General features: G+C 61.4%; 14 protein-coding genes. 7 read left to right on the top strand and 7 right to left on the bottom strand.

Annotation, left to right across the window (positions count from 1 at the left end; translation table 11 throughout):
• Positions 1–13: 13 nt before the first annotated feature.
• Together F624_RS36205 and F624_RS0103730 are read right to left on the bottom strand one after the other, a co-directional pair.
• Positions 14–1,768, bottom strand: a complete 1,755-nt coding sequence (locus F624_RS36205) for a methyl-accepting chemotaxis protein (protein WP_031253967.1) — start codon at positions 1,766–1,768, stop codon at positions 14–16.
• A 163-nt stretch (positions 1,769–1,931) separates the two neighbouring features.
• Entirely contained in the window at positions 1,932–2,831 is a 900-nt protein-coding gene (locus F624_RS0103730; RefSeq protein WP_019572922.1) for a GGDEF domain-containing protein, read from the bottom strand.
• A 221-nt stretch (positions 2,832–3,052) separates the two neighbouring features.
• Between F624_RS0103730 and F624_RS0103725 the strand changes: the two genes are divergently transcribed.
• On the top strand, positions 3,053–3,622 hold the full coding sequence (locus F624_RS0103725) for an HD domain-containing protein (RefSeq protein WP_019572921.1): 570 nt from the start codon (positions 3,053–3,055) through the stop codon (positions 3,620–3,622).
• A gap of 52 nt (positions 3,623–3,674) precedes the next feature.
• Here F624_RS0103725 and F624_RS0103720 read toward each other — a convergent pair whose 3' ends face one another.
• Positions 3,675–4,286, bottom strand: a complete 612-nt coding sequence (locus F624_RS0103720; RefSeq protein WP_031253964.1) for a DUF938 domain-containing protein — start codon at positions 4,284–4,286, stop codon at positions 3,675–3,677.
• A 337-nt stretch (positions 4,287–4,623) separates the two neighbouring features.
• Between F624_RS0103720 and F624_RS0103715 the strand changes: the two genes are divergently transcribed.
• Positions 4,624–5,358 carry an alpha/beta hydrolase gene (locus F624_RS0103715; protein ID WP_245573545.1) on the top strand — a complete coding sequence of 245 codons (735 nt, stop codon included), beginning with the start codon at positions 4,624–4,626 and terminating at the stop codon, positions 5,356–5,358.
• 23 nt (positions 5,359–5,381) lie between these two features.
• Here the strand turns inward: F624_RS0103715 and F624_RS0103710 are convergent, their stop codons facing one another.
• Positions 5,382–5,798: a hypothetical protein gene (locus F624_RS0103710; RefSeq protein ID WP_157443292.1), complete on the bottom strand. Its 417-nt coding sequence runs from the start codon at positions 5,796–5,798 to the stop codon at positions 5,382–5,384.
• A 220-nt stretch (positions 5,799–6,018) separates the two neighbouring features.
• Here F624_RS0103710 and F624_RS36200 point away from each other — a divergent pair, with 220 nt between their 5' ends.
• The 4 genes from F624_RS36200 to pal all read left to right on the top strand — a co-directional run bounded on the left by F624_RS36200 (position 6,019) and on the right by pal (position 8,472).
• Positions 6,019–6,150 carry a hypothetical protein gene (locus F624_RS36200; protein WP_019572917.1) on the top strand — a complete coding sequence of 44 codons (132 nt, stop codon included), beginning with the start codon at positions 6,019–6,021 and terminating at the stop codon, positions 6,148–6,150.
• A gap of 235 nt (positions 6,151–6,385) precedes the next feature.
• Positions 6,386–7,222, top strand: coding sequence for a DODA-type extradiol aromatic ring-opening family dioxygenase (locus F624_RS0103700; protein ID WP_051107286.1), 837 nt, complete (start codon positions 6,386–6,388; stop codon positions 7,220–7,222).
• 105 nt (positions 7,223–7,327) lie between these two features.
• Entirely contained in the window at positions 7,328–7,786 is a 459-nt protein-coding gene (locus F624_RS0103695; RefSeq protein WP_019572915.1) for a MarR family winged helix-turn-helix transcriptional regulator, read from the top strand.
• A gap of 146 nt (positions 7,787–7,932) precedes the next feature.
• Positions 7,933–8,472 (top strand): peptidoglycan-associated lipoprotein Pal, encoded by a 540-nt coding sequence (gene pal / locus F624_RS0103690; RefSeq protein ID WP_031253962.1) that lies wholly within the window; start codon positions 7,933–7,935, stop codon positions 8,470–8,472.
• A 207-nt stretch (positions 8,473–8,679) separates the two neighbouring features.
• Here pal and map read toward each other — a convergent pair whose 3' ends face one another.
• Both map and F624_RS0103680 read right to left on the bottom strand, forming a co-directional pair.
• Complete coding sequence (gene map / locus F624_RS0103685; protein WP_019572913.1) at positions 8,680–9,474, bottom strand: type I methionyl aminopeptidase; 795 nt, start codon at positions 9,472–9,474, stop codon at positions 8,680–8,682.
• Positions 9,471–9,725 (bottom strand): ParD-like family protein, encoded by a 255-nt coding sequence (locus F624_RS0103680; RefSeq protein ID WP_019572912.1) that lies wholly within the window; start codon positions 9,723–9,725, stop codon positions 9,471–9,473. The genes map and F624_RS0103680 overlap by 4 nt, the downstream gene beginning before the upstream one ends.
• Positions 9,726–10,176: 451 nt before the next feature.
• On the opposite strand from F624_RS0103680, the gene F624_RS33230 reads away from it, so the two are divergent.
• Positions 10,177–13,545: a bifunctional diguanylate cyclase/phosphodiesterase gene (locus F624_RS33230; protein ID WP_019572911.1), complete on the top strand. Its 3,369-nt coding sequence runs from the start codon at positions 10,177–10,179 to the stop codon at positions 13,543–13,545.
• 31 nt (positions 13,546–13,576) lie between these two features.
• Here F624_RS33230 and F624_RS0103670 read toward each other — a convergent pair whose 3' ends face one another.
• On the bottom strand, positions 13,577–14,668 hold the full coding sequence (locus tag F624_RS0103670) for a GTP pyrophosphokinase (RefSeq protein WP_019572910.1): 1,092 nt from the start codon (positions 14,666–14,668) through the stop codon (positions 13,577–13,579).
• Between the last annotated feature and the right edge of the window lie 93 nt (positions 14,669–14,761).

Genomic DNA, 14,761 nt, shown 5'->3' with positions numbered 1-14,761 from the left:
TTGGGCCATGCGCTCAGAACGAAGTCCAGTCGTCTTCGTTGCCAGCCTTGGGTGCGGCGCCGGCAGTGGCCGATGGCAGGGCCGCACGCGGGCTGGAGCTGGCAGGTGCCGGTGCCTTGCTGGCGCTCAGGCTGGGGCGCGGAGCACTGCGCAGGGCGGCCGGCGCAGGTGCCGCAGATGCCCTGGGGGCCTGGGCCAGCGATCGCGCGGCCGGGGCATGGCCCTGGCCCAGATTGAACACGGCCACCACCTCGGTCAGGCGCTGAGCCTGGTCGCGCAAGGAGGCGGCTGCTGCGGCGCTTTCCTCGACCAGGGCGGCGTTCTGCTGGGTCATCTGATCGAGCTGGCCGACGGCCGCGTTCACTTGCGAGATGCCCGAGCGTTGCTCGTCTGACGAGGCCGTGATCTCACCGATCAGGTCGGTGACGCGGCGCACGCTGCTGACGATCTCGGACATGGCGGCGCCGGCGTCGGCCACTTGCTGCGAGCCGGATTCGACGTTCTCGACCGAGGCGTTGATCAGGGTCTTGATCTCCTTGGCGGCCTCGGCGCTGCGGCCCGCCAGGCTGCGCACCTCGCCGGCCACCACGGCAAAGCCTCTGCCCTGTTCGCCAGCGCGTGCTGCTTCCACGGCCGCGTTCAGTGCCAGGATGTTGGTTTGGAAGGCAATGCCATCGATCACGCCAATGATGTCGCTGATCTTGCGCGAGCTGTCGGTGATCTGCTGCATGCTGCTCACCACCTGGGCCACCACGTCGCCACCCCGGGTAGCGGCCTGGGCGGCAGTGCCGGCCAACTGATTGGCCTGGCGGGCGGTGTCGGCGGATTGGTTCACGGTGCTGGTCAGCTGTTCCATGCTGGCTGCGGTCTGCTGCAGGTTGCTGGCGGTTTGTTCGGTGCGCGAAGACAGGTCCTGGTTGCCGTTGGCAATCTCGACCGAGGCCACGTTCAACGCATCCATGCCGGTGCGCACCTCGCCGACCACCGAGCGCAGCTGGGTGGCCATGCCCGACATGGCATTGAGCAGCACGCCGAATTCATCCTGGCGTTCAGTGCGGGTGTCATGGGTCAGGTCGCCCTTGGCGATGCTCTGGGCCAGGTCCACGGCCTGTGCCAGGGGCTGGGTGATCGAGCGCACCAGTTGGGCTGCAATGAACAGCACGCCGAAAGCCACGATCAAGCCGGTGACCGTGCTGGTGACGGCGTTTTGACGGCGCGCATCTTGTGCTTCCTGAACGGTGGCGTCGCGGTTCTTCTCGAGCATCTGCACAAAATCGCGCTGGTGCTGCAGGTAGGCCGTGGTCAGGGGCACCAGGTCTTTTTCGGCGGCGTCCTTGGCGCCTGCCATGTCGCCCGCTTTCTTGAGTTCATTGGCCTTGCCCAATGCCGCGAGCACTGGCTTGCGTTCATTGCTCAGGTTGTCGAGTGCTGTCTTTTCATCGGAGCGGGTGATCAGATCCGCCATGGTCTTGAGCATCTTGGTGTTGCGCTCGACCAGGGCCTTGCCGTCGTTGGTGAGGCGCTGGGAGCTTTGCTCGTCGGTGGACAGTACCGCTGCCACCGTGATGGCCAGCGCGGCTGAAGTGCCGTCGTTCCAACGTGTGGCGGCCACCACCTTGACATCGGTGCTGACCACGTCTTCAAGTGCCGCACTCAGGCTGGCGTTGGAGCGGTACTGAGCCCAACCCGACAGCACCATCATCAGGACGACGAGGGTTGTGAACGTCACCCACAGGCGCGTCTTCACACTGATGTTGTTGATCTGCATGGCTGTCTCCTTGGGCATGTCCTGGAAACTGTTCGTCTTCCAGGGTGATATAGATGAAAAAAATGATTTTACAATTTATTTATATATCACTAATGCCTCTGCGGGGATGCCCTGCATCAAATGTTGCTGCGAACACACATCCGATGAGCATCCAGTATCAGCATCAAGATGCAGATTGCCCATAGCGAAACACCTGATTCTTGCCGGCCTTCTTGGCCTGGTAGAGCGCGGAATCAGCCTGCTGGATCAGGGCTTCGAATCCATCTTCGGTGGGTACCGCCGAACTCACCCCTATGCTGATGGTGCAATGCCCATGCACGGGAGATTCGAGGCGCCGAACCGCTGCGAGGAGTTCGTTCGCCATGGTCAAGGCGGTTTCGACGGAGGTGTTGCCCAGCACCAGCATGAATTCTTCGCCGCCCCAGCGCACGGCCAGATCGCTGGGGCGCCGCGCGCAGCGACCGACCAGACTCGCGATCTGTTTCAGGCATTCATCGCCGACCCCATGGCCGTGCTGATCGTTGATGTGTTTGAAATCATCGATATCCAACAAGATCAGGCTGACCGGTGTGCCCTCGCGCCGGTTGCGTTGCCATTCAGCGGTCAGGAATTGCATGAAATGCCGGCGATTGGCCAGGCCCGTGAGCGGGTCGAGTAAAGACAGACGTTCTACCTGCTGCTCCGCCAGTTTCCTTTGCGAGATATTGCTGTGGATGATGACGAACAGGTCTTTGCTGTGTCCGGTCAGCCCCACCACATTCATCAGAAACCAGCGTTTTTCATCGGGGCTATCGCAAGGGTATTCATACGAAAAGTCTTGACGATGCCCGTGGATGACGCCGGCCAGACCCGCGTAGATGTCCTGCGCCGCGGGCTCGTCGCTCAACGCCGCACTGATGCAGATGTCCAGATAATTCGATTGAAGCCAATCGGTCTTGGGCAGCCCGTTGTTGGCGCCAAACCGAACCCAGGCCTCGTTCACATAAACGATTTGACCATCTTTTTGAATGACGGCAATCTCCTGCTCGATGGAGTCCAGAATGGCATAGGAGAATCCCGCCACGCCCGCCAGGTTTCCTGAGAGCGTTCCTTGAGACCCTGTCGATCGATTATTGACTGATATCAAGATTAATCGGCGTGCGAAAAATGCGTGCGCAACTCGTTCAAGAATAATGCAAGGCCGACGTTTTGGCGATGTAAATTCGGTGCCGGTATCGGCACAAGCTGTTGCCAGAGTTTGGATGGAAAAATCCCCAAGTCGCAGCCAACCCGTAAACTGTGCCCATGACTCCGCGATTCACCCAAGCCCTCACGCTCGCTTCCACGGCCCACGAGGGGCAAGTGCGTAAAGGAACGACCATCCCCTACATCACCCACCCTGTCGTGGTGGCTGGCCTCGTGGCTCAGTATGGTGGGGATGAGGATCAGCAGGTTGCTGCTTTGCTGCACGACGTTCTTGAAGATGGCGGCCCGCACTATGCACAACAGATCGGTGATCAATTTGGAGCCAGGGTGTTGGCCATCGTCCAAGCCTGCTCCGACGGCCAAGGCCAGGACCCGGCGCGCAAGTTGACTTGGACAGAACGCAAGCGTGCCTACCTGGCCCATCTGAGGAGGGCTCCCGATGAGGCCTTGTTGGTTTCAGGCTGTGACAAGCTGAGCAACGCCCGGGCCATTTTGGATGACCTTGTCACCATTGGCCCCTCGGTTTTTGACCGTTTCAATGCCAAATTGGAAGGTGCTGTCTGGTATTACGAGGCCTTGTCGCAGTTGTTCACGGACCGCAAGATACCCATGGCCAAGGCGCTGGCAGATACCTTGCAGAAAATCAGGCGTCTGGTGCCCGCTTCCTGAAGCTGTGACGGTGCGTGTTCAACGCACCTCAAACGCAGCCGCACAAGGCAACTCAAACGCGTGTCCAGACCAGCAGAAGATTGTTGACCGGCATGCTGATGCGATCTCTGAGGCGCAGTCCGACCTCACCGGCCACCTTGACCACGTCGTGGAGTTGCCGCAATCCCCAGGCCGGGTTTCGGCTTCGCAGATCCATGTCAAAAGCCAGGTTGCCTGGGGCGGTGGGCGTGGCTTCTTCCAGGTAGGGGCCGTAGGTGATCAGGAGCCCCTGGGCTGACAGGTGCCTTGCGGCTCCCTGCATCAGCGCACCGGTGCAGGCCCATGGGGCGATGTGGATCATGTTGGCGCAGAACATGGCGTCGACCACCTCGGGCAGTTGCGAGGGCCAGGGGCTGCGCAGTACATCCAGTTGCACCGCAGGCCGCACTCTCTCCAGGCCCGCGCACCAGGCGTTGATCGAGGCCAGGGCGCTGGCCTCGTAGTCAGTGGGTTGCCATTGCCAGCCCGGCAGGCCGTGACTGAAGGCCGCGGCGTGCTGACCGGTGCCGCTGGCGATTTCCAGCATCAGGCCTTGGGCCGGTAGCAAGGCCTGCAATTGGGCGAGGATGGGGGCGGTGTTGCGTTCCGCGGCGGGGCTGTGCAAACGTGCGTCTGAGGCGTGCATCGATGGGGTCGTTCGTGGGGGCGTCGGTGGTCGGGGGTGGCTGCCTAGAATACCCGCTGGGCCGCCTTTGGCCGCGCGGAGTGTACGGATGAACGACTGCAATGTGGCCCTGGGAATGAGTTCTTCTTCGCCTCGGTGGGGTCTGCGCCGCAGGCACATCGTGAAAGCTGCGACGGGGGTGGCGCTGGCCCTGGGTCTGACGAGGGCGGCCTCTGCTGGGCCACTGTTGGATCGGCTTCGTGAGCAGCGTCAGGCGGCTGGTCATTCCGGTCCCTCAGGCCGGCATGCCAGTCTGGCCAATGTGGCTTATGGGTCCCATCCTGACCAGGTGTATGACGTGTACCTGCCGAGTGGCGAAGCCTCGACGCATGGGGCTCCGGTGGTATTCATGGTGCATGGCGGCGGCTGGGTGGTGGGCAACAAAGCCATGACCCGGGTCGTGGATGCCAAGGTGTCTCGCTGGACGGCGAGGGGTTTTGTGCTGGTGTCTGTCAACTATCGGATGCTGCCTGAGGTGCCGCCAGACGGCCAGTTGCGCGACGTGGCGCAGGCCTTGACCCATGCCCAGGCGCACGCGCTTGACTGGGGTGCCGACCCGGCGCAGTTCATTCTCATGGGGCATTCGGCCGGCGCACACCTGGTGGCTTTGCTGGCGGGGGCTGTGCCTGCCAGCCTGGGGCGGAGCGGGCCGCCTGTACTGGGCACCGTGGCGCTCGACAGTGCGGCCATGGATGTGCACGCCATCATGAGCCAGCCGCACATGCGCCTGTATGACCGGCCTTTCGGCAAGGACCCCAGCTATTGGCGTGCCATGTCGCCCGTTCAGCAGCTGCGGCCAGGAGCGGCCCCGTTGCTGGCGGTCTGCTCTACACGTCGTGACGATGCCTGTGCCCAGGCACAAGCCTTTGTGGCGCGGGCCGCGCAATTGGGGATACGGGCCCAATGGCTGGGGCAGGATCTGAGCCATGGCGACATCAATGCGCTCCTGGGCCTGGACAATGAATACACCCGAGCAGTCGAAGCCTTCATGGTCACGTTGAGCTCAGGAGTGGCGCAGCGCTTGGGCCGCTGAGCAGGTTTTTGCCGGCGGAAGGCTCAGAGTTCGGACGGATCGCGTTCGGCGTGCAACTCGTGCACCAGCAGCAGCTGGCAGCTGCCTGCCATCTGGTTCAGGTACAGGCGCACGTCATAAGCGCCGGCTGCCCAGGCGGTGGAGGCCTGGGGGGCCTGGGCGTCTCCGTTGGCGACGCCGGTCTGCCCCAGTCGTTGGTTGAGGCGGGTCACCAGCGCCTGATAGCGGCTTCCGGCCTGGCAGCGCACCGGTTCGGCTCGCCAGCGTTCTTCGATGTGCACCACAGCCTGGTTGCGGGTGAAGAACAAGGTGTCCAGGCGGCCCTGGTCCAGTGCCACGCTGGGCAGTGCCCACCAGGCTTTCAGGCCGTGGGGGCCGATCTGGGGCCGGCGCAGGCGCTGGACCTCGGGCACCGCTGCAGGCAATGTGGCTTCGTTCAAACCCAGCCATTGGGCAGCTGGCGTGGAGGGCCAAGATGCAGCCTCTGCCGTGGCTGCGTGCAAAGGCGCAGCCATGACAGTCAGCAGAAGACAGACAGCGGGCAGCAAAAAGGCCAGCCTTTGGCAGGTGAGCCGGGTGATGGAGCTGGGGTTGGTTTGCATGTGCTGCGCAGTCTAGCGAATTGCCTTCACCTGAAGGGGGGACCGTCGGCCCCTGCGGATGCAGTTGCAGTTGCAGTTGCAGTTGCAGTTGCAGTTGCAGTTGCAGTTGCAGTTGCAGTTGCATGTTTCTGAGGCGATCGGCTTTGGCGGCGAATGGGTAAACGCCAAGCCAAACCTTGTTTTGTTGTGAATTCAAAGACAGTGAAACCTGAAATGGTGGATTTATCGCAGGATTCGAAGCCATTAAAGTGGCTGTTCAGTTCCCCATTTCTTGGGCAGGTTCAGCATCAGGTGTGAGTTTGGACGGCTGCATTCCTACCTGCGGTACAACCAGCTCGGTGTTCTGGACGCAACCGGCTTTACCTGAGGCGGCCCACACCGTGGGCTGCTGCCCCGCCCAAGGCCCACCCTTTCTGGAGACCCAGATGTCTGACGCAAACCCTGTTTCTACCGCTGTGCCTGCGGCACGCATGCCCACCTGGTTCATCCCGCATGGGGGCGGCCCGTGCTTCTTCATGGACTGGAACCCGCCGGAGGCCTGGGACAAGATGGCGGCCTTTCTGAAGGGGCAGGCGGCCACCCTGCCAGCGGCGCCGAAGGCCATCCTGCTGGTCTCGGCCCATTGGTTGGAGCCTCAGTTCAGCGTCACTTCGGGGGCTCAGCCGGCCTTGATCTACGACTACTACGGCTTTCCCCCGCACACCTATGAGCTCAAGTACCCCGCGCCCGGCGAGCCCGCTCTGGCCGATCGCGTGACCCGGCTGCTGGGCCAGGCCGGGGTGGCAGCCCAGGGCAACCCCAGCCGAGGCTTTGACCATGGCATGTTCATCCCGTTGATGCTGATGTTTCCTCAGGCCAATATCCCGGTGGTGCAGCTGTCTTTGACCAGCGATCTTGACCCCGAGGCGCATCTGCGTGCGGGGCAGGCTCTGGCGCCACTGCGCGACGAAGGTGTGCTGATCGTGGGCAGTGGCATGAGCTTTCACAACATGCGTGGCTACGGCGATCCGCGTTTCGGCCCGGTGTCGGATGCCTTTGACGCGTGGCTGGGCCAGGCCGTGGAGGCGGCCCCTGCACAGCGCCATCAAGCACTGGCCGATTGGGCGCAGGCCCCGGGCGCCCGCCTGTGCCACCCGCCCCGTGCTGAAGAGCATTTGCTGCCTTTGATGGTGGTGGCCGGTGCGGCCGGGCAAGACCTGGGGCGGCGTGTGTTCTCCGATCGGGTGATGGAGACCACCTTGTCGGCGTTCAATTTCGGTTGATCGGCGCAAGCGAGCGGGGCCTGTGGGTGGCCCCGCTATCATCGCGCGATGCCCAAGACCGAGATCACAGCACCCCCTGCAAGCGCGCCCCCTCAGCCAACCGACATGGAAAAGACCACCCTGGTCTTGCGCCGCTTTCGGGTGGTCTTCAATGCGGTGCGCACCCATTTCCAGCAGGTCGAGAGCCAGGCGGGGCTGGGTGGCGCCCAGATCTGGGCCTTGAGTGTGGTGCGTGATCGGCCCGGTATCGGCGTTTCGGGGCTGGCGGCGGCCATGGACATTCACCAATCCACGGCCAGCAACCTGGTGCGGGCCATGCTCAAGCGGCAGTTGATCCAGGCGGTGAAAGGACTGACGGATCGGCGCAGCATTGAGCTGTCCATCCTGCCGGCAGGTCTGGAGGTGCTGGGGCGCGTCTCCGGCCCATTCGAAGGGGTGCTGCCAACCGCCCTGGCCCAACTGCCGCCGCAGACCTTGGACCGCCTGGAACAGGATTTGCGGGCCCTCATCGCCGTGCTGCATGCAGACGAGACCGTGGAGCAGACACCCTTGGCTCATCTCTAGGCTTGGGCATGTCCAGACGGTGCTCAGGCCGCGGTTTGCGATTCTTTACATTGTGTTTGGATGTAAATACATTTGTGCAAATGTTATGATTTCGGCTTGGACCTGGAGCCTCTTCTGCGGGGCCAGGCTTTTGACGGAGTCATGCCATGAAATCTCTTTCTTCCCTCGCTGCGCTGAGCGCAGTCGTGGTCCTGCTCTCGGCGTGCAGCAGCGCGCCCAAGGCGACGGCACCGGTCTCAACCCCGGTTGCAAGCACCCCGGCACCCGCCCCGGCGGCGCCCGCTGCCCAGCCGCAGTCTGCCGTGGCCCAGGTGGTGGTGCCCGATTACCTGGACCCGAACAACCCCTTGTCCAAAGACCGCAGCGTGTTTTTCGCCTACGACGATTTCAGCGTGGCGTCCAAATACCAGCCCGTGGTGGAACGCCATGGCAAGTACCTGGCGCAGCACGCCAGTGTGCAGATCCGTGTTGAAGGCAATGCCGACGAGCGCGGCAGTTCCGAATACAACTTGGCGCTGGGCCAGAAGCGTGCCGAAGCCACGGTGCGTGCCCTGCGTGTGTACGGCGTGAAAGACAGCCAACTGGAAGCCGTGAGCTGGGGCAAGGAAAAGCCCCGAGCCCAAGGCCATGACGAAGCCGCATGGGCCGAAAATCGGCGCGTCGACCTGGCTTACCCAAGCCGCTGAACAAGGTCGGATTGCTCCGACCCGATCCCGTCGCGCGGCCCGCCCCGGCAATTGTCATGGGCGGGCTTTTGCTCGTCTAGAAGCATCGGCTGGGGCACACCGCTCAAGGGTGCCCAGCAGCAGCCGAATCTTTTGTGAGCGCCGCGGACTGAGCAACGTCGCGCAAGCCGTCTTTGGGCCGGTCTGCCAGCCTCTGGCTCAGACAACTCAGTCGAAGCCCGGGTAGCCGCCCGTGCCTTCGGGCCAGGGAGTCAAGACTTCAAAGCCGGTTTCGGTCACGGCCACCATGTGCTCCCACTGGGCGGACAGGGATTTGTCGCGGGTGATGACGGTCCAACCATCGGCCAACTCGCGGGTTTCACGTTTTCCGGCATTCAGCATGGGTTCGATGGTGAAAATCATGCCGGGCTCCAGGCGCAGGCCTTGGCCACGTTGACCATAGTGCAGCACCTGTGGTTCGTCGTGGTACACCTGCCCGATGCCATGGCCGCAGTATTCGCGCACGACACTGAAACGCTCCCGGTGCGCGACGGTCTGGATGGCATGGCCCACATCACCCAGCGTGGCTCCAGGGCGCACCTGCAGAATGCCGGCGCGCATGGCTTCGTAGGTGGTGTCCACCAGGCGCCGCGCCAAAGGGCTGGTTTTGCCCACGCAGTACATTCGGCTGCAGTCGCCAAACCAGCCATCTTTGATCACGGCCACATCGATGTTGACAATATCGCCTTCCTTGAGCACCTGTTGTTCCGAGGGGATGCCATGGCACACCACATGGTTGATCGAGGCGCAGATCGTCTTGGGAAAGCCGTGGTAGCCCACATTGGCCGGGATGGCGTTCTGCACGTTCACGATGTGGTCGTGGCAGAGGCGGTCCAGGGTCTCGGTGCTGACGCCGGCCTGCACGTGGGGCGTGATCATGTGCAGCAGTTCGGCTGCCAGCGCACCGGCCACGCGGGCCTGTGCCAGTTCGGAGGCGTTGCGGATGGGGGCTTTTCGGTTCATGGTGCTACCGCGCTGTGGGTTTTGGGCATGAATGCCTCGGGGTGTTTCAGCATCGCCAGGCCTTGCTCGCCAGTCTGAGCGGCGCGCAGCAGCGCTTGGCAAATGTCGCCATAGCGAAGATCGGGGTGCAGTTCAGACAACATCCCGATGCGAATCCAGTGTTCTGCCTGGGCGTTGATGGAACGGCTGAGGGCATCGCTGGCGATGCGCAACTCCTCGTGAAGTGTGTCTGAGATCTTGACCAGGCCCATGATGGCACCTTTATACGTTTTATATATAGATCGTATCTTACCAAGGGTTTGAATCCCTCGCTGATCGGTGGGTAAGGAGCCCATCAGACGCCCTTGTCCGCTTTTCAGAGGCTGGGGCGGAAGCCTTGTTCAAATGACACTTCTATCATTTGCATAAATGTAATGTGCATCATGGTTTGAAACCTTCAAACCAAGCGGTTTGAAAGCTCATGGGTGTGCCCACAGGGGCCGGGGCGAAATTCCAGCGGCACTTTTTGACACATGAGTTGATTCACGATTTCCCCAATCGTTGACGCCGCCTGGGCCGGCGGCCCATTTTGCGGAGCTATATTCATGTTTTGCCAAATCGCTAATGCGGCAGATCCCCTTAATGTCAAAAATGACACCCCTCAGACGACTCAGACTCCTGCTGATCACAGGGCTTGCGCTCAGCAATGGGTTGGTTGTGCTCATGTCCGTGTATTCACTGCAGCAGACCTGGCAGCAAACGCAGATTCGGGTGGAGGTGCAGACCCAGAATGTGGCCAACGCGATCGACCAAAGCGTTTCGGACAGCATCGACAAGATCGACCTGGTGCTGCGAGGTTTTGTAGATGATGCAGAGGCCCAACTGCAACGTGGCCATCTGGATGAGGACGCCATGCGAGCCACCATGACCCGCTACGAGCAACGCATGCCCGAGGTGGAGTACTTTCGAATCACGGATCGGGAGGGCTTCGTCGTGGTTGGCAACCAGGTCAACAAACACGAAAAAATCAGCGCCGCGGATCGTGACTACTTCAAGGCGCTGAGCGAACAACCCGACATGGGGCTTTATGTTTCCAAGCCCCTGGCCGGCAAGATCATCAAGATACCCATGATTGTGTTTGCCCGTGCCCTCAAGGACCCGGCGGGTCGTTTCGCAGGCCTGGTCTACGGCATCATCAGCGTGGAGCATTTCAGACACCTGCTCTCCCGGTTCCAGATGGGACCGCATGGCAGCGTGATCCTGCGCGACCAGGACCTGGGCTTGATCGCCCGGGCCCCTGCCATTGCCGACGACCCCGCAGGAGAGATCGGCAATCAACAGGTCTCGCCGGAATTGCGATCGCACGTGGTTTCAGGCATTCGGGCGGCGACCATCCTCAACTCGGGTGGCAGCGATGGCATCCAGCGCACAATCACCTTTCATCGACTCGCCAAGGCTCCGATGGTCGTCATTGCAGGGCTGGCCACCCGTGACTACCTGGAAACCTGGCACCGGGAGGTGTTCAAAGCCGTCACGGTTGTGCTGGGTTTCCTGGCACTGTCTGTCTTGTTTGCCTATTTTCTGCTGCGCATGATCCTGCGGGGCAAGGACCTGGAGCTGGCCCACGAGGCCGCCCTGAACCGTCTGCTGAAGATCGCCAGCCGCTTGCCCGGCATGGTGTTTGAGTTTCAGATGAAGCCCGACGGGACGTTCAGCTTTCCTTATGCGAGTGATGCCATCCGAGAGATTTATCGACTCGATCCCGAGGCGGTTCGTTGCGATGCGAACGCCGTGTTCGACGTGTTTCATCCAGACGATGTGGCATCCATCCGCAGCTCTTTCATGCAGTCAGCAGCCGAACTCACGCTTTGGCAGCATGAATATCGGGTGCGCTACGCTGACGGTACCGAACGTTGGTTGCTGGGCAATGCCAAGCCTGAGCACAGCGTGGACGGAGCGGTCACCTGGCACGGCTTCATCACCGACATCACCAAGCGCAAACAGGTGGAATCCGCGCTGGTGGAAAGCGAGGCCCTGTTCCGGCTGATCTTCAACCACAACCTGGATGCAGCTTTGCTGACCCGTCCGAACGGGAGCATCGTGTCGGCCAACCTGGAAGCCCAACGCATGTTTGGCTACAGCGAGGATGATTTCAGGCGACTGGGCCGCGACGGTTTGGTGGACACCTGTGATCCCCGGCTACCCGCAGCCCTGGCTCAGCGTGCCAAGGAGGGCTGGTTCCGGGGTGAACTGACCATGGTCGCCCGCGATGGCCGCCGATTTCCTGCCGAATTGTCGTCATCGGTCTTTCGCAGCAGCGACGGCAGCGAAATGACCAGCTTGCTGATTCGCGACATCACCGAACTGAAGCGCCTTGAACAACAACTGCGCATCGATGCCACCGTGTTCGAGTCCCAGGAAGGCATGTTGGTCACCGATGCCCAGGGCACCATTCTGCGAGTCAACAAGGCATTTTGCGCGATCACTGGGTACAGCGCTGACGAAGTCATGGGGCGGACAAGCCACATTCTCAAATCCGGCCGCCACGACGCGGCCTTCTACATCGACCTGTGGCGCAAGCTCAAAAAACATGGCTACTGGGAGGGCGAGATTTGGAATCGCCGCAAGAACAACAGCATCTACCCGGAGTGGCTGACCATCACGGCGGTCAAGGGCCGGGATGATCAAGTGATGAACTACGTGGGCACCCTGACCGACATCACGGTGCGCAAGCAGGCCGAGGAGGAAATCAAGACCCTCGCCTTCTACGACCCGTTGACGCAGTTGCCCAATCGACGGCTGTTGCTGGATCGGCTGCACCATGCGATGGCCGCCAGTTCCAGAAGCGGTCAGTCGTGCGCCCTGTTGTTCATCGATCTGGACAACTTCAAAACGCTCAATGACACCCGTGGGCATGACGTGGGAGACATGCTGCTGCAACAGGTGGCGCAGCGCCTGCGTGGCTGCCTGCGCGAGGGTGACACCGTGTCGCGCATTGGTGGGGACGAATTTGTGGTGATTCTGGAAGGCCTGCCAGCCAGCCCCCTGGACGCAGCCAGCCTTGCCGAACAGGTCGGTGAAGAGATTCGCCGCGAGCTGGGTCAGCCTTACATGCTGGGAGGCCACAGCCACCACAGCAGCCCCAGCATCGGTGCAGCCATGTTCAGTGGGCATCAGTTCTCCAGTGACGAACTGCTGAAACGAGGTGACCTGGCCATGTATGAGGCCAAGGCCGCCGGGCGCAACACCCTGCGCTTTTTCGACCCCCAGATGCAGGCCCAGGTCAGTGAACGGGCACGCCTGGAGGCAGAGCTTCGCCAGGGCTTGCGCGATCAGCAGATGCTGTTGCACTACCAGCCTCAGGTGGATTGGCGCGGACAGATCTTTGGTGTGGAAGCCCTGGTGCGCTGGCAGCACCCCAGCCGTGGCCTGGTCTTGCCGGGGGCCTTCATCGGCCTGGCCGAAGAAACACGGCTGATCCTTGAACTGGGCGAATGGGTGCTGGAAACAGCATGCCGGCAATTGGCGGCTTGGGCACCGATACCGGGGCACTGTGCGTTGAGTATCGCCGTCAATGTCAGTGCGCAGCAGTTCCACCAGCGCGACTTCGTGCAGCGTGTGCAGGGCAGCCTGGAGCGCACCGGCGCCGAGCCGAGTCGACTGAAGCTGGAATTGACGGAGAGCCTGCTGGTGCAAGACCTGCCTGATGTGGTGCGCAAGATGAGCCAGTTGCAGGCGCTGGGGGTTCGTTTTTCGCTGGACGATTTCGGCACGGGGTACTCATCGCTGGCTTACCTCAAGCAATTGCCGCTGGACCAATTGAAAATCGACCAGTCCTTTGTGCGTGACGTGCTGGTGGATGCCAATGCCGCCACGCTGGCGCGAACCATCGTCAGCTTGGCCGACAGCCTGGAGCTGCAGGTGATTGCAGAAGGGGTGGAAACGGTGGAGCAGCGTGATTTCCTGGAGCGCAGCGGTTGCCGATATTTCCAGGGGTACTACTTCAGTCGTCCCTTGCCTCTGGCTGCATTGGAAGCCCTGCTGAGCGACCTTTCAGGCGGCGTGGATGGCACCACCACCGCGTCAGACTGACGCTTGCAATATGCTGGCGCTGTCTGTGGGCTCAAGCCTCACTGCCCGGCTTGCTCTGCGGCGGGTTCTGAGACAGCCAGGCGTCAAAGGCTTCCTTGGCGTTGCGCCGCAGTGCGGGTTTGAAGGTCTCTTTGTCACCCAGGTACAGGCAATGCCGGATCACGGTGTACGGATTGAATTTGAGGCCCTCATTGCGCTCCTCAAAATACTGCTTGTAGCGCTTCACGGTCCCGATCTGGTGGCGAACCATGGAGTTGAAGTCACTTCGGCCGATGTTGGGCGACCAGGATTTGATGCTTTCAACAAATCCGTCCACCTTGTCGGGCTCGAAGGCAAAGTCCTTGAAGAAATGGTTCACGATCTTCAGGAACGTGAAGGCATTGAGCTCGCTGGACGCATGACCGTCGCGCGTGGCAAGGCGGCTGTCGGGCGGGGCGTCCTGCAGGGCCGACTCATCCAGTGCCGACTGCAGGCCAGCCTCGGTTTCATCGCGAATCTGTCGAAACTCCCGGTCAGCCAATTCGAACAGAGCCGCCAGCACGTTGATTCGGCGCTTGAGCGGGCTGGGGATTGATTTCTTGTATTTGATCTGATGGTCCAGCACGCTCCAGGAGTCCTGGATGATGGTGCGCACCTGCAACTCGAACTGTTCGGCAGGCAGCGGAAAACCAGGCTCCAGGCCGACATCCTCGGCGCGATAGGCCAGATCCAGGTGCAGACCCTTGTAGCCAAAGGAGTCATCCGTGCCTTCGACTTTGGCAATCTTGTCGGTGATCTCGATGACATTGAAACGGGGCCTGATCAACTCGGCCACTTTCCATATCTCATCTTCGTAGAGGCAAACCACCCGTAGCCCGATCAGATCGGTCAGGTGATCGCGTATGGCGTAAGGTTGATTGGCCTCTTCCAGTGCGTAGCGGTATTTGCTGGAGAATTTGCGCAAGCACTCGTCCAGATCTTTCACCCGCCCTTCAACCTTCACGCCCGCAATGCCGTTGCCTCGCCCCAGTAACTCAGCAATGTGTTTCTGAAGCCCTTCGCAAAGGGTGCGGAGAAGGGGAATCTGGCTGGTGTAGAACGCTGCGAAAAGTTGTTCTTCCTGTTCAAAATGCAGGGACGCCATGGGGAATACGGGATGAAGGAATCGTGATCGAGACAGCTGTGGGGAGCCTGGCAGGGCCAGAGGGACAGACCTGGGAGCTCGGACCTGTACAAG

Origin of the sequence: Curvibacter lanceolatus ATCC 14669 (assembly GCF_000381265.1) — a bacterium.
GTDB lineage: Bacteria > Pseudomonadota > Gammaproteobacteria > Burkholderiales > Burkholderiaceae_C > Curvibacter > Curvibacter lanceolatus.
Note: the sequence above shows the minus strand (reverse complement) of the source record. Positions and strands in the feature narration are given on the sequence as shown.